We start from the raw sequence: 15,231 nt of genomic DNA, 5'->3' as shown, positions 1-15,231 counted from the left end.
CCACCAACCTCCACAGGTCGATAACATGACGGCTCTTGAGAAACCACCAAGCCCTACCAGACATTTCTATCAATCAAACCGTCTGTGTAGTTTGATTGGGTCGAGGGCTGAACGACTAGTAATGGCTCAGGCAGTCGCGATCGGGCAGCAATCAAGCAACAGGAAGGTACAGCTCTTTCATTTGGATTCGGCAGAATCGGTCATAGGGAGCTCCGCAGCACCGTCAGCCTATCAATACCCTCCCTTTGGAGGAGGCCGCATAGGGACTGCCCTGCTCATGGCAGCGTTCGTCGGTCAACACTTCGATGAGACGTCTGGCGGATATCCATTGGGCAATGGACGACGGGTTTATAAACCCGAAGTTTTCCGCTTTACATCTCCTGACATGCTGTCTCCTTTTGACAAAGGGGGAGCGAATCCTTACAGCTACTGCCTGGGAGACCCCATCAACAGGCATGATCCAAGCGGTCAATTTCCGATATTCCGTTACCTGCTTCGTGCCGTTGCTCGAACGACGGTGACGGCTTCACGTCATTTCAATCGCGCTACCGAAGCGCTAATTCGAATGGTTGATGAAGTTGTCGCGGACACTTTGCGTGATGCGGGCAGGCAGCTAACCCCGATTTTTGAAGCAGGCCGCGAAGTAATAACCGCTGCTGCTGCTGCGGTGCCAACAGAGCTCTCCATGAGGGTCAACACCCTGCACCTGACACTTGAACCTCCAACTCCGCGAGCACCGAGAGCTGACACTCAATCACCGAACCAATTGGGAGAACAACGCACTCATATTCGCAGGCGTTGATTAAGGGAAATACCCAATGACCGCCGCGCCGCTCGTCGGAAAATACTGAACGACAGCCTCACCAGAAAATCTAGCTACCTCCCCGGTAGCCGCTGCAATCGTGTAAGGAAAACGTTTGCCTGGCAGCCCCCGCCGGACAGCTTCCGTGACAAGGATGTGACCGCTGTCATGCATTAACACATTTGTCTTGTTTGCCGCCGAGAATCGCGCGTGGCAGGTGCTATGGTTAGTTTCCCGGCGGCCGCATCGATGTGGCCACCCACTCACCACGTCCAGGTAGGACAAGGAGGCTGGCATGAACAAGATGACGTTCCCCAACGCCTGCCAGGTGATGCGCTGGCATTTCCACCCGCTGGGCTTCGAAGCCAGCATGGATGCGCCACGCAGCATGGTTGCACGGCTGTTTGACCGCGCCACCGGTGAAACCCTGCTGGCGATTGCCGGCATCCCCTGCTCGGCGATCATGGCCGCCGCCGATGTAGAGCGCATCATCGAGGCCGTCGAGGCGGAGATGGATGCCTTCATGCCCGCCTTCACCCTGCGTGACGCGGTCTAGCCCACTGCCGTACTCTCCTGGCGCATGGCCTGCAACTTGCCCATGAACTGCTCGGCTGGCACCGGCTGGCCCAGCAGGTAGCCTTGCAACGAATCGCAGCCCAGGCGGGTCAGGAAGTCCTGCTGCTTGTCGGTCTCCACCCCTTCGGCAACGATGCGCAGGCCCAGCGCCTGGCCTAGCGCGACGATGGCTGAGACGATCGCCGCATCGTCACTGTCCTGCTCCAGCTCACGCACGAAGCCGCGGTCAATCTTCAGCTCGTTGGCTGGCAGGCGCTTGAGGTACATCAGGCTGGAATAGCCAGTACCAAAGTCATCGATGGACAAGTCCACGCCCATGTCGGACAACTGCTGCAGCACCGTGAGGCTGGCATCGGCGTCGTGCATGGCAGTGGTTTCGGTAATTTCCAGGGTCAGGCAGTTGGCCGGCAGGTTGCTCTGCTGCAGGGCCCGGGCCACGCTCTCGACCAGCCCGGCATGGCAGAACTGGATGGCCGACAGGTTCACCGCCATGCGCCAGCCCTGGTACCCCTGGTCCAGCCACTCGCGCATCTGCCGGCAGGCCTCGATGAGCACCCACTCGCCAATGGGGATGATCAGGCCGGTCTTTTCCGCCAGGCCAATGAAGCGGTCAGGCAGCAACAGGCCCTGCTGCGGGTGCTCCCAGCGCAACAAGGCCTCGGCCCCGATCGGCTGGCAGGCCTGGGCGTCGAACTTGGGCTGGTAGTGCAGGCGGAACTGACGCTGCTCGAGGGCCTGGCGCAGGTCCTGCAATAGCTGCAATTGCTGGCGGGCGTTGCTGTTCATCGACACGTCGAAGAAGCTGTAGCCATTCTTGCCGGCGCTCTTGGCGTGGTACATGGCGGCGTCGGCATTGCGCAGCAGCTCGTGCTGGTCCTGGCCATTGCCCGGGTACAGGACGATGCCCAGGCTCGCCGTCAGTTGCAGGTCATGCTCGGCCACGCGGAACGGCCGTGACACCAGGTTGACCTGCTTGACTGCCACATCCATGGCATCGTTCGGCTCACGCAGTTCCACCAGCAGCACGAATTCGTCGCCGCCGATACGCGCCAGCGTGTCCTGGCTGTGCAGGTGACCGCGCAGGCGCGCCGCCACGGCCTTGAGCAGCAGGTCACCGATGTGATGGCCAAAAGCATCATTGACCGGTTTGAAGCCATCCAGGTCGATGAACATCAAGGCAAAACAGCCGCCCTGCTCCGCCACCTTGGCGATGGCCTGCTCGATGCGGTCGGCCAGCAGGGTGCGGTTAGGCAAGTCGGTGAGCGTGTCGTGCAAGGCCAGTTGGGTCAGTTCCTGGTTAGCCAGGGTCAGCGAGCGGGCCAGCTCGGCGGTGCGCGCCTCGAGGCGGGCGTCCAGCACCGAGGTGAGCAAGGCCACTGCCAGTACGGCCAGGGTGGTGATCAACACCAGGTAGACCAGACCATCGCCTTGCAAACCGCCGCCCGCCAGTGCACCGCAGAAACTGCCCTCGGGGAAGTTCGCCGCCGCCATGCCGGTGTAGTGCATGCCGACGATCGCAAAGCCCATCACCACTGCCGCCAGGCCGCGAATCTGCCGCACATAGGGGGTGTGCGCGCGCAGGCGGAAGGCGATCCACAAGGCCGCTGCCGAGGCGCCCACGGCAATCAGCAGCGAAGCACCGAACAGCGTCGGGTCATAGTCGATGCCCGGCAGCATGCGCAGCGCGGCCATACCGGTGTAGTGCATGCAGGCGATGCCTGCGCCCATGATCAGCGCACCAAACCCCAACTGCAGTCCCGGCAGGCTCGGTTGGCTGACCAGCCACAAGGCAAAGCCCGAGGACAACACGGCAATCAGCAGCGAGAACGCGGTCAGGGCGAGGTCGTAACCCAGGTCTATGGGCAGGCTGAAAGCGAGCATGCCGATGAAGTGCATCGACCACACGCCGATGCCCATGGCCAGCGCGCCCCCCACCATCCACAGCCAGGCAGCCCGGCCTTTGGCCATGGCGATGCGGCCTGTCAGGTCAAGGGCGGTATAGGACGCCAGGATCGCTACGCACAGCGAAATCAACACCAGCGAAAAGGAGTAGCTACCGGTCAGCATTGGGAGTTCCAGCGGCGGGACGGGAGGCCCGGAAAAAGCTGACGATTGTACTCAAGCTTAAGCGAAACGCACGGGGTTTTTGCGAATGGGAAAGGATCCAAAGGGAAGACGCCATACGGCCTCGCAGAAATGCATTCTCTTTTGTGGGAGCGGCCTTGTGTCGCGACAGGGCTGCGAAGCAGCCCCAGCAATATCAGCCATTGTGTCGAGAACCTGGGGCCGCTTTGCGGCCCTTTCGCGACACAAGGCCGCTCCCACAAAGCACTGCGAATATTTCAATCCTGCTCGGCAAACGCCTGTTCCGCATCCCAACCACCGCCCAGCGCGGCAACCAGCTGCACGCTGGCCACCAGGCGCCCCTGCAGCAGGTTCAACACACTGCGCTCGTTGCTCAGCGCCGTGGTCTGCACGTTGACCACATCCAGGTAGCCGATGAGCCCGGCGCGGTACTGGTTCTCGGTCAGGCGCAACGACTCGCGGGCGGCATCCAGTGCCTCCTGGCGCACTACCGCTTCATCGCCATACACCTTCAACTGCACCAGCAGGTTTTCCACTTCCTTGAAGCCGTCGAGCACGGTCTGGCGGTACTGCGCCACGGTCTGGTCATACACCGCCACCGTGCGGTCCACCTCGGCACTGCGCTTGCCGGCGTCGAACAAGGTCAGCGCCAGCTGCGGGCCCACCGACCAGTAGCGGTTGGGCAGTTCGATCCAGTTGCTGAAGCTGCTGCTGGAATAACCGCCACTCATGCTCAGGCTCAGGTCCGGGAAATACGCCGCCCGCGACACGCCGATATTGGCGTTGGCCGCCATCACGTTGCGTTCAGCTGCAGCGATGTCCGGGCGTCGCTCCAGCAACTGCGAGGGCAAGGCCACCGGAATTTGCGGCAGCGCCGGAATGGCCTTGCTGTCAGCCAGGGCGAAGTCGGCGGGGGTCTTGCCCAGCAGCACGGCAATGGCGTTCTCGAACTGGGCGCGCTGCCAGATCAGGTCGATCAGGTCAGCCTGGGTGCTCTTGAGCTGGGTACGCGCCTGGGCCACCGCATCAGGGCCGGCGACACCGGCGCGGTACTGGTTTTCGTTCATCCGTAGCGAACGTTCATAGGCTGCCACAGTGGCTTCCAACAGCCGCTTCTGCTCGTCGATCACCCGCAACTGCAGGTAGTTCTGCACCAGTTCCGACTGCTGGCTGAGGCGGATCGAGGCCAGGTCGGCCAGGCTGGCTTCGGCACTGGCTTGGTTGGCATTGAGGGTCTCGCGCAGCTTGCCCCACAGGTCGATTTCCCAGCTGACGCCAAGCTGGGCGTTGTAGGTGTTGCGTATGCCGCTGCTGTTATTGGACAGGCTCGAGCTGGAGCTGCCGGTGCCCTGTGCCGAACGGGTCTTGCCGACGCTGAGGTCCAGGCTGGGGAACAGCGCCGCCCGGCTGCTGCGCACCAGCGCCTGGGCCTGGCGGTACTGAGCCTCCGATTGCGCCACGGTCTGGTTGCTGCGGTTGAGCTCTTCGACCAGTGCATTGAGCCCGGCATCGCCGTAGATTTCCCACCAGGCGCCGCGGGCGATGGCATCGGACGGCGTGGCCTGGGTCCAGCCTTCGGCGTGCTTGAACTGCGCCGTGCTGCTCAGCTCCGGGCGGTGGTAGTCCGGGCTCAGGGTGCAGGCGCTGAGCAAGGCGACGCACAACCCGGCGCTGAGCAGGCGCGAGCCACGCCCACGGGTCAGCGTCTGCAGGGCGCGATGAAGTGGGGTCTGGGCAAAAGTCATAGCGGGGTTTCCAGGGCGGCGTCGGTGCGCACGCCGCGCCAACGGTTGAAACGGTGACGCAGGCGGTCCAGGTACAGGTAGACCACCGGTGTCGTGTAAAGGGTGAGGATCTGGCTGAACACCAGGCCGCCAATGATGGTCAGGCCCAGCGGCTGGCGCATTTCCGCGCCTTCGGCGCGGCTCAGCAGCAGCGGCAAGGCACCGAGGATGGCCGCCAGGGTAGTCATCAGGATCGGCCGCAGGCGCAGCAGGCAGGCCCGGCGGATCGACTCTTCCGGTGTCAGGCCCTGGTGGCGCTCCAGCTGCAAGGCCAGGTCGATCATCAGAATGGCGTTTTTCTTCACCACGCCGATCAGCAGGAACAGCCCCAGCAGCGAGATCAGGCTGAACTCGCCGCCGGTGACGTACAACGCCAGCAAGGCACCGACGCCGGCCGAGGGCAATGTCGAGAGGATGGTCAGCGGGTGAATGTAGCTCTCGTAAAGGATACCCAGCACCAGGTAAACCAGCACCAGCGCGCCAAGGATCATCAGCGGCTGGCCTTCCTGGGTCTTGGCGAAGGCATCGGCAGAACCACCGAGCTTGGCGATCACTTCTTCGGGCAAGCCCAGCTTGGCCACCGCACGCTCCAGCGCCGCCATGGCCTGGTCGGGGCTGTAGCCTTCGGCGACATCGAAGGCGATGCTTTCGGCGGCGAACTGGCCTTCGTGGCTGACCCGGTCGTTGGCCAGGCTGTTCTCGTAGTGGGCGATGGTCGACAGCGGTACGCGGGCACCGTCGGCAGTAATCACCTGCACCTGCTCGAGGGTGCTCGGGTCCCAGGCGTACTTCGGGTTGATCTCCAGCACCACCTGGTACTGGTTGAGACTGTCGTAGATGGTGGAAATCTGCCGCTGGCTGTAGGCGTTGTTCAGCACCGTGGTGATCATGTCCATGTCGATGCCCAGGCGCTTGGCCTGGTCGCGGTCGACCACCAGGGTCACCTGCTGGGTGCCGGCACCGTCGCGAGCGTCGATGGCAGTCAGCTGCGGCAGTGTACGCAGCGCCGCCACCACTTTCGGGAACCATTCGCGCAACGCCGCCAGGTCGCCGCTCTGCAGGGAGTACAGGTACTGCGAAGAGGTCTGGTCACGGCCGCCGCCGCCCAGTTGCAGGTCCTGGTCGGCCATCAGGAACAGGCGCCCACCGGGTACCTTGGGCATTTCCTTGCGCAAGCGCTCGATCACCTTCTGCGCATCGATCTTGCGCTCGCTGATCGGCTTCAGGCGTACCAGCACAAAGGCATTGTTGGTCCCGCTGTTGCCACCGATGAAGCCGGCAACGCTCTGCACCGCCGGGTCGGCCAGCAAGGCACGGCGGTAGATTTCCATTTTCGGTTGCATCACGCTGAACGACAGGCCATCGTCGCCACGGATGAAGCCCATCAGCTGGCCGGTATCCTGCTGCGGCATCAACGTCTTGGGCACCACCACGTACAGGGCGATGTTGATAGCGATGGTGGCCAGCAGGCTGATCAGAGTCAGGCGCTTGTGACGCAGGGCCCAGCCCAGGCTGCGGTCATAGGCCTCGACCATGCGCTGGTGCAACTGGTCGCTCCAGCGCTGCAGGCGGGTCTGCTCGGCCTGGTGTGGTTTTAGCCAACGGGCGCACAGCATCGGCGTGAGGGTCAGCGACACCACCAGCGATACGATGATCGCTGCCGCCAGGGTGATGGAGAACTCCTGGAACAGGTTGCGCACGATGCCGCCCATGAACAGGATGGAGACGAACACCGCCACCAGCGACACGTTCATCGACAGCAAGGTGAAACCCACTTCCTTGGCCCCGAGGAAGGCCGCCTTCATCGGCGGCTGGCCGTCCTCGATGTGCCGGGAGATGTTCTCCAGCACCACGATGGCGTCGTCCACCACCAGGCCGGTGGCAAGGATCAGCGCCATCAGCGACAGGTTGTTGAGCGAGAAACCGCACAGGTACATGACCGCGAAGGTGCCCACCAGTGACACCGGCACCGCCAGGCTGGGGATCAGCGAGGCACGCAGGCTGCCGAGGAACAGATAGACCACCAGAATCACCAGCACCACGGCGATCAGCAGGGTGTGCTCGGCTTCCTTGAGGGTGGCCTTGATCACTGGCGAGCGGTCCATGGCCACGTTCAGTTGCACGCTGGCCGGCAGCAGCGACTGCAGGGCCGGCAGCTGTGCCTTGATCTGGTCGACCGTTTCGATGATGTTGGCGCCGGTCTGGCGGTTGACCACCAGCAATACCGCGCTCTGGTCATTGAAGAAGCCGCTGTTGTAGCGGTTCTCGACGCCGTCGGTGATGCTCGCCACGTCGGACAGGCGCAGGATGGTGCCGTTCTGCTGGCGGATCACCACCGGCTCGTAGTCCTTGGCGCTTTCCAGCTGGTCGTTGGCACGCACCTGCCAGCTGCGCTCGGCGTCCTCGACAAAGCCCATCGGCCGGCGCTGGTTGGCGTTGGATACCGCCGTGCGTACTTCATCCAGAGAAAGGCCGTACTGGTTGAGCAATTGCGGCTCGACGGCAATCCGCACCGCCGGCAGCGAACTGCCGCCGATCTGTACCTCGCCTACCCCCGGTACCTGGGCCAGGCTCTGCGACAGGATGGTGTCGGCCAGGTCGTACAGCTGGCCTTTCTGCAGCACGTCCGAGGTCAGCGACAGCACCATGATCGGTGCCTGCGACGGGTTGATCTTCTTGTAGGTGGGCATGCTGCGCATACCGCTGGGCAGCAGGTTGCGGGTGGCGTTGATCGCTGCCTGCACCTCGCGCGCCGCGCCGTCGATGTCGCGGCCCATCTCGAAGCCGATGATCACCCGTGTGGAGCCCTGGTTGGAGCTGCTGGTCAGCGTGGTCACGCCGGCAATGCTGCCCAGCTTGCGCTCCAGCGGAGTGGCCACGGTGGCCGCCATGACTTCCGGGCTGGCGCCGGACAGGTTGGCCGACACCACGATCACCGGGAAGTCCATCTGTGGCAGCGGTGCCACCGGCAGCAGGCCGAAGCTGACCCCGCCCAGCAGCATGATCGCCAGGCTCAACAACATGGTCGCCACCGGGCGACGGATGAAAGGACCGGACAGGTTCATGCCTCGGCCTGCTTCACGTCAGTGGCCGGGCGCCAACGGCGGGCCAGGCGGTCGAAGTACAGGTAGATGACCGGGGTGGTGAACAGCGTCAGCACCTGGCTGACCAGCAAGCCACCGACCATCACCAGGCCCAGCGGCTGGCGCAGCTCGGCGCCGGAACCAGTGGCGAGCATCAGTGGCACGGCGCCGAACAGCGCGGCCAGGGTGGTCATCAGGATCGGCCGGAAGCGCAGCAGAGCGGCCTGGTAGATGGCATCGCGCGGGCTCATGCCTTGCTGGCGCTCGGCTTCGAGGGCAAAGTCGATCATCATGATCGCGTTTTTCTTGACGATGCCGATCAACAGGATGATGCCGATGATGGCAATCATGCCCAGGTCGTTGCCGCTGATGAGCAAGGCCAGCAAGGCGCCGACCGCCGCCGACGGCAGGGTCGAAAGGATGGTCACCGGGTGGATGTAGCTCTCGTACAGCACGCCCAGCACGATGTACATGGTCACCACCGCCGCCAGGATCAGCAGCAAGGTGCTCGACAGCGATGCCTGGAAGGCCTGCGCCGCGCCCTGGAAGCGGGTCTGCACGCCCAGCGGCATGCCAATGTCCTTTTGCACCTGCTCGATCACCTGCACCGCCTCGCCCAGCGACGCGCCGTGGGCCAGGTTGAACGACAGGGTCACCGCCGGGAACTGGCCGATGTGGGAAATGGCCAGCTGGGCCTGGCGCTGCTCGATACGCGCCAGCGCCGACAGGCGCACCTGGCCACCATCGGTGGCCTTGACGTGGATCGACTCCAGCGCCTGCGGGCCGATCACCGCCGCATCCTTGGACTGCAACACCACGCGGTACTGACTGGCCTGGGTGTAGATGGTCGAGATCTGGCGCTGGCCGAAGGCATCGTACAGGGCGTTGGTGATCTGCGACACGCTGATGCCCAGGCGGCTGGCCATGTCGCGGTCGATCACCAGGTACACCTGCAGGCCCTTGTCCTGCAGGTCGCTGGCCACGTCGGCCAGTTCCGGACGCTGCTGCAGCGCCTGCACCAGCTTGCCGCTCCACTGCGCCAGCAGCTCGGCATCCGGTGACGACAGGCTGAACTGGTACTGGGTACGGCTGACCCGGTCTTCGATGCTCAGGTCCTGCACCGGCTGCATGAACAGGCGGATGCCCACCAGCCGGTCGACTTGCGGTTGCAGGCGGTCGATCACCTCGCTGGCAGTGACATTACGCTCGCCATGAGGCTTGAGGTTGATCAGCAGGCGGCCGCTGTTGAGCGTGGCGTTGTCACCATCGACGCCGATGTAGGACGACAGGCTCTGCACTGCCGGGTCCTGCAGGATCACCTTGCTCAGGGCCTGCTGGCGTTCGCTCATGGCGGCGAACGAGGTGGACTGCGGCGCTTCGGAAATGCCCTGGATCACCCCGGTGTCCTGCACCGGGAAGAAGCCCTTGGGCACCACCATGTACAGGAACACGGTGAGCGCCAGGCTGGCCACGGCCACCAGCAGCGTCAACGGCTGGCGCTTGAGTACCCACTGCAGGGCGCTGCCGTAGTGCCTGATCAGCCAGTCGATCCAGGCGCCACTGGCGCGATAGAACCGGCCCTGTTCTTCTTCCTTGGGCTCGCGCTTGAGCAGGCGCGCGCACATCATCGGCGTCAGGGTCAGCGATACCACCAGGGAAATCAGGATGGCCACCGCCAGGGTGATGGCGAACTCACGGAACAGGCGGCCGACCACATCGGCCATGAACAGCAGCGGGATCAGTACCGCAATCAGCGAGAAGGTCAGCGAGATCAGGGTGAAGCCGATTTGCCGGGCGCCCTTGAGCGCCGCCTGCATGGGCGTCTCGCCCTCCTCGATGTGCCGGGAGATGTTCTCCAGCATCACGATGGCATCGTCGACCACGAAGCCGGTGGCGATGGTCAGGGCCATCAGCGTCAGGTTGTTGACCGAGAAGCCGGCCAGGTACATCACGCCGAAGGTGCCGATCAGCGACAACGGCACGGCGATCGAAGGAATGAGGGTGGCACTGAAGCGGCGCAGGAAGACGAAGGTGACCATCACCACCAGGGCGATGGCGATCAGTAGTTCGTGCTGCACGTCCTTGACCGCGGCGCGGATGGTCTGAGTGCGGTCGGTGAGCACCGAAACATCGAGGCCGGCCGGCAGGTTGTCGGTGATCGACGGCAGCAGGGCCTTGATGCGATCGACCACTTCGATGACGTTGGCGCCCGGCTGGCGCTGGATGTTCAGCAGCACCGCGTGGTTTTCATTGGCCCAGGCAGCCAGGCGTTCGTTTTCCGCGCCGTCGACGATTTCGGCCACGTCCTTGAGACGCAGTGGTGCGCCGTTGTTGTAGGCCAGGATCAGGTTGGCGTACTCCTCAGGGGAGCGCAGCTGGTCGTTGGCGTCGAGCATCGACACCCGGGTCGGGCCGTCGAAGTTGCCCTTGGGCTGGTTGACGTTGGAGGCGCCGATCAGGGTGCGCACGTCCTCCAGGTTCAGGCCGTTGGCGGCCAGGGCATCGACGTTGACCTTGATCCGCACCGCCTGGCGCTGGCCACCGGCAATGCTGACCATGCCCACACCGCTGATCTGCGCGAGCTTCTGTGCCACGCGGGTATCGACCAGGTCGTTGAGCTTGGGCAGCGGCATGGTCTTGCTGGAGATGGCCAGGGTCAGCACCGGGGTGTCGGCCGGGTTGACCTTGTTGTACACCGGCGGCGCTGGCAGGTCGCTGGGCAGCAGGTTGCTGGCGGCGTTGATCGCGGCCTGCACCTGTTGCTCGGCAACGTCCATGTTCATGTCGAGGTTGAAGCGCAAGGTCAGCACCGAGGCGCCGCCGGAGCTGGTCGAGGCCATCTGCTCCAGGCCCGGCATCTGGCCGAACTGGCGTTCCAGCGGCGCGGTAACGGCGCTGGTCATGACCTGCGGGCTGGCGCCGGGGTACAGGGTCATGACCCGGATGGTCGGGTAATCCACCTGCGGCAGGGCGGAAACCGGCAGCAGCTTGTAAGCGATCAGGCCGGCCAGGACGATGGCCAGCATGCTCAGCGTGGTGGCAACCGGCCGCAGGATGAACAGACGCGAGAGGTTCATGCGCCCGCCTTGCCTGCTGCGCTACCAGGCTGTGCTTCACCAGGCTGCACATCACCAGCGCGTGCCGAGCCCTTGGCTTCCTGGCCTTGCAGCTGCTGACCCGGCGTGGTCGGCACTTGCGAGCTGTCTTCGACCACTTCCACCTTGGTGCCTTCGCGCAAGCGGTCGGTGCCTTCCAGCACCAGGCGGTCGCCGGCCTTCAGGCCTTCGAGGATGACGCTGTTCTGGCCGTCGCTGGCCCCCACCTTGAGCTTTCGCACATTGACCTTGCTCTCGGCGTTGACCACATAGGCGAAGGTGCCGTCGTTACCGAACTGGATGGCCGCCGCCGGGGCCATGGTCACCTGCTTGAGGGTGTCGGCCAGCAGGCGCACGTTGACGAACTGGTTGGGGAACAGGGCCAGGTCCTTGTTCTCGAAGCGGCCCTTGAACTTGAGGGTGCCGGTGGTGGTGTCGATCTGGTTGTCGATGCTGCCCAGCACGCCGGTGGACTGCAGCTTGCTGTCACTGCGGTCCCAGGCCTCGACCGGCAGACTGGCGCCGCTACGGTAGCGCTCCAGCACGGTGCTCAGCTCGGTTTCCGGCAGGGTGAAGGCGACGCTGATCGGCTCGGTCTGGGTAATCACCACCAGCGCAGTGGTGTCGTTGGCCGCCACCAGGTTGCCCAGGTCGAGCTGGCGCAGGCCCACGCGGCCGTTGATCGGCGCGCGTATCTGGGTGAAATCGAGGTTCAGGCGGGCGTCGTTGACCTGCGCCTGGTTGGTCTTCACCAACCCCTGGAACTGCGCCACCTGCGCTTCGGCGGTGTCGAGGGTTTGCTTGGCAATGCTGTCTTCGGCGTACAGGCCTTTATAGCGGGCCAGGTCGACCTGGGCATTCTTCAGCTGCGCCTGGTTCTGCGCCAGGGTGCCTTCGGCCTGTTGCAGGGCAATGCGGTACGGGCGCGGGTCGATCTCGGCGAGCAGGTCGCCGGCCTTGACCTGCTGGCCTTCCTTGAAGTGGATCTTCACCAGCTCGCCAGCCACGCGGCTACGCACGTTGACGGTGTTGGTCGCGGTGACTGTGCCCAGGGCCTTGTAGTACAGCGGGAAGTCGCCCACCCGCACCGGCTCGACGCGCACCGGCACCGGGTCGCTGGAGCCGCCGAAGCCCGGCCGCCCGCCCATCATGCCCATGCCCTTGCCACCGCGCCCGCCACTGGCTTCTTTATGCGCAGGTGTCGCTGCCGGCCACAGCCACCAGGCCAGTGCAGCCACCAGCAGCAGGATCAGCAGGCCGACGAGCCAGCGACGAGGGGAACGGGAATTGGACGCTTGCATGGGTTGAACGAACCTTGTTCGGAATGACGACTTGGGGAGGATGAACGATAAGCACTGACATCGTTTTAGCAAAGCGCCTTTACCAGAGGTTTACCTTTGCCTGACGTTGCCAAGAGTTTGAACTTTAAATGAAAACGGCCCGGAACGTGTTCCGGGCCGTTTACAGGGTGTTGCTTGGAGCAGGTAGCGGGCTAAAAGGTTTCCGCTGCCTGTGCCGGACTCTTCGCGGGTAAACCCGCTCCCACAGGTACGGCACAGGTTTCAAAGGCTGTGATATCCCTGTGGGAGCGGGTTTACCCGCGAAGGGGCCAGAACAGTATTCAGCCGCCCTGCCCCACAACCATTACTTCAGTACGGCCAGCGCTGCTTCGTAGTTCGGCTCATCAGCGATTTCGCCAACCAGCTCGCTGTGCAGCACCTTGTCGTTTTCGTCCAGCACCACCACGGCACGGGCGGCCAGACCGGCCAGCGGGCCATCGGCAATGGCCACGCCATAGTTTTCGAGGAACTCGCGGCCACGCAGGGTCGACAGGTTCTTCACGTTGTCCAGGCCTTCGGCACCGCAGAAGCGTGCCTGGGCGAACGGCAGGTCGGCGGAGATGCACAGCACCACGGTGTTGGCCACATCGTTGGCCTGGGCGTTGAACTTGCGCACGGAAGTAGCGCAGGTCGGGGTGTCGACGCTCGGGAAGATGTTCAGCACCTTGCGCTTGCCGGCAAAGTCTTTCAGCGACTTGTCAGCCAGGCCTTCACCGACCAGGGAGAAAGCCGGCGCCTGGGCGCCGGTTTTCGGCAGTTCGCCTTTGACCTGAACCGGGTTGCCTTTGAGAGTCACTTGAGCCATGACGAAATCCTTATGCGGGGTTTGAAAAGGACACTGAGTTAAGCATGAAGGCGGTCGGGTGCCTATGGGGGCAGGTAAAATTGTTCTATTGCCGGACAATTCCTGTGGACAAAAAAATGCCCGGGTCGCGACAAGCGACCCGGGCATTCGTTATTGCAGGCGGTGTATCAGCCGAGCAGGCCGTATACCACCGAGGTCAGCGCAACCAGGCCGACTACCACCACGAACACGTTGGAGGCAGCACCGCTGTACTTGCGCATCGACGGCACGCGGCGAATGGCGTACATCGGCATCAGGAACAGCAGCACCGCGAGGATCGGGCCGCCGAGCGACTCGATCATGCCGAGGATGCTCGGGTTGAGGGTGGCGACAATCCAGCACACTACCAGCATCAGTGCAGCAACCACGCGATCCAGGGCCTTGGCACCCGGGCGAGCGCCGGCCTTGGTGATGATGCCCTTGAGGCCTTCGCTGGCGCCGATGTAGTGGCCGAGGAACGACTTGGCGATGGCCACGAAGGCAATCAGTGGCGCAGCGAACGCGATGGTCGGGTTGCTGAAGTGGTTGGCCAGGTACGACAGGATCGACAGGTTCTGCGCCTTGGCCTCGGCCAGCTGGGCGCTGCTCAGGGTGAGCACGCAGCTGAACACGAAGAACAGCACCATCACCACCATCAGCAGGTGGGCACGGCGCAGGATCTGGCCGCTACGCTCATCGGCATGCTCGCCGTAGCGGCGCTTCTGGTCGACGGCAAAGGCGGAGATGATCGGCGAGTGGTTGAACGAGAACACCATCACCGGAATCGCCAGCCACAGGGTGTGCAGGAAAGCCGAGGCCGGCGGCACCTGGGCGGCGCTGTCGAGAATGCCACCGGTCCAGTGCGGCACCAGGTAAAGGCCCAGCAACGCCAGGGCAACGATGAACGGGTAGACCAGCAGGCTCATGACCTTGACCGTGGCCTGCTCCCCGCAGCGCACGATGGCCAGCAGGCCGAGGATCAGCACGAACGACAGGATGGCCCGTGGCGGCGGCTGCATGTGCAACTGGTGCTCCAGGAAGCTGGACACGGTGTTGGTCAGCGCCACGCTATAGATAAGCAGGATCGGGAAGATCGCGAAGAAGTACAGCACCGTGATCGAGGCGCCGGCGGTGATGCCGAAGTGCTCCTTGACCACTTCGGTGATATCGCCGCCATCGCGCCCGGAAAGGACGAAACGGGTCAGCCCGCGGTGAGCGAAATAGGTCATTGGGAAGGCCAATATGGCCAGGATCAGCAGCGGCCAGAAGCCGCCGAGGCCGGCGTTGATCGGCAGGAACAGGGTTCCGGCGCCGATCGCTGTGCCGAACAGGCCCAGCATCCAGGTGGTGTCGTGACGCGACCAGCTGCCGAGGGTGGCGGGGGTCGATTCTGCAAAGCGTTGTTCAACGCTTGGGGCCTGCTCATTCATTCCGGGTGAAGCTCCACTCGCAAGACTGCAACAGGCTGAGAATGGCGAAATAGACGTTTCGCCCAACTCAACCGAAAAAGGGAGCGCGATTGTGCACGGAAAGGTTGCACTTGCGAAGCCCTTTTCCGAGGAGCGGTTGCACTTGTCTTTACAAGCGGGTTATGCCGGTGGACTGCAGGGGGGATTTGGGAGGTGTGGGAGCGGCCTTGTGTC

9 protein-coding genes are annotated in these 15,231 nt (G+C 63.7%); 2 read left to right on the top strand and 7 right to left on the bottom strand.

Annotation, left to right across the window (positions count from 1 at the left end; translation table 11 throughout):
- Positions 1–25: 25 nt before the first annotated feature.
- Positions 26–802: an RHS repeat-associated core domain-containing protein gene (locus tag M2S36_RS12990; protein WP_325176040.1), complete on the top strand. Its 777-nt coding sequence runs from the start codon at positions 26–28 to the stop codon at positions 800–802.
- Between the two features lie 295 nt (positions 803–1,097).
- Complete coding sequence (locus M2S36_RS12985; RefSeq protein WP_207837727.1) at positions 1,098–1,358, top strand: DUF1652 domain-containing protein; 261 nt, start codon at positions 1,098–1,100, stop codon at positions 1,356–1,358.
- Here the strand turns inward: M2S36_RS12985 and M2S36_RS12980 are convergent.
- The 7 genes from M2S36_RS12980 to M2S36_RS12950 form a co-directional block, all read right to left on the bottom strand.
- Positions 1,355–3,445: a putative bifunctional diguanylate cyclase/phosphodiesterase gene (locus M2S36_RS12980; protein ID WP_207837725.1), complete on the bottom strand. Its 2,091-nt coding sequence runs from the start codon at positions 3,443–3,445 to the stop codon at positions 1,355–1,357. The two genes, M2S36_RS12985 and M2S36_RS12980, sit on opposite strands and share 4 nt — an antisense overlap.
- A gap of 275 nt (positions 3,446–3,720) precedes the next feature.
- On the bottom strand, positions 3,721–5,208 hold the full coding sequence (locus M2S36_RS12975) for an efflux transporter outer membrane subunit (RefSeq protein WP_207837723.1): 1,488 nt from the start codon (positions 5,206–5,208) through the stop codon (positions 3,721–3,723).
- Positions 5,205–8,312: an efflux RND transporter permease subunit gene (locus M2S36_RS12970; protein WP_207837721.1), complete on the bottom strand. Its 3,108-nt coding sequence runs from the start codon at positions 8,310–8,312 to the stop codon at positions 5,205–5,207. Before M2S36_RS12970 ends, M2S36_RS12975 begins: the two co-directional genes overlap by 4 nt.
- Entirely contained in the window at positions 8,309–11,407 is a 3,099-nt protein-coding gene (locus M2S36_RS12965; protein ID WP_207837719.1) for an MdtB/MuxB family multidrug efflux RND transporter permease subunit, read from the bottom strand. The genes M2S36_RS12970 and M2S36_RS12965 overlap by 4 nt, the downstream gene beginning before the upstream one ends.
- On the bottom strand, positions 11,404–12,726 hold the full coding sequence (locus M2S36_RS12960) for an MdtA/MuxA family multidrug efflux RND transporter periplasmic adaptor subunit (protein ID WP_233694437.1): 1,323 nt from the start codon (positions 12,724–12,726) through the stop codon (positions 11,404–11,406). The genes M2S36_RS12965 and M2S36_RS12960 overlap by 4 nt, the downstream gene beginning before the upstream one ends.
- Before the next feature lie 343 nt (positions 12,727–13,069).
- A complete protein-coding gene (gene tpx, locus M2S36_RS12955) occupies positions 13,070–13,570 on the bottom strand; it encodes a thiol peroxidase (RefSeq protein ID WP_233688276.1) in 501 nt (166 codons plus the stop codon).
- 167 nt (positions 13,571–13,737) lie between these two features.
- The gene (locus M2S36_RS12950; protein ID WP_207837713.1) at positions 13,738–15,018 is read right to left on the bottom strand and encodes a serine/threonine transporter; all 1,281 of its coding nucleotides are present in this window, start codon (positions 15,016–15,018) and stop codon (positions 13,738–13,740) included.
- Between the last annotated feature and the right edge of the window lie 213 nt (positions 15,019–15,231).

The organism is Pseudomonas sp. SF2, from assembly GCF_036858055.1.
In the GTDB taxonomy this organism is placed as follows: Bacteria; Pseudomonadota; Gammaproteobacteria; order Pseudomonadales; family Pseudomonadaceae; genus Aquipseudomonas.
The sequence above is the reverse complement of the archived record's forward strand: the minus strand, read 5'-3'. Positions and strand labels throughout refer to the sequence as shown.

Coding starts and splice junctions, on each gene's coding strand:
- tpx (WP_233688276.1), bottom strand. CDS start 13,570: ATGGCTCAAGTGACTCTCAAAGGCAACCCGGTTCAGGTCAAAGGCGAA.
- M2S36_RS12975 (WP_207837723.1), bottom strand. CDS start 5,208: ATGACTTTTGCCCAGACCCCACTTCATCGCGCCCTGCAGACGCTGACC.
- M2S36_RS12960 (WP_233694437.1), bottom strand. CDS start 12,726: ATGCAAGCGTCCAATTCCCGTTCCCCTCGTCGCTGGCTCGTCGGCCTG.
- M2S36_RS12950 (WP_207837713.1), bottom strand. CDS start 15,018: ATGAATGAGCAGGCCCCAAGCGTTGAACAACGCTTTGCAGAATCGACC.
- M2S36_RS12980 (WP_207837725.1), bottom strand. CDS start 3,445: ATGCTGACCGGTAGCTACTCCTTTTCGCTGGTGTTGATTTCGCTGTGC.
- M2S36_RS12990 (WP_325176040.1), top strand. CDS start 26: ATGACGGCTCTTGAGAAACCACCAAGCCCTACCAGACATTTCTATCAA.
- M2S36_RS12965 (WP_207837719.1), bottom strand. CDS start 11,407: ATGAACCTCTCGCGTCTGTTCATCCTGCGGCCGGTTGCCACCACGCTG.
- M2S36_RS12970 (WP_207837721.1), bottom strand. CDS start 8,312: ATGAACCTGTCCGGTCCTTTCATCCGTCGCCCGGTGGCGACCATGTTG.
- M2S36_RS12985 (WP_207837727.1), top strand. CDS start 1,098: ATGAACAAGATGACGTTCCCCAACGCCTGCCAGGTGATGCGCTGGCAT.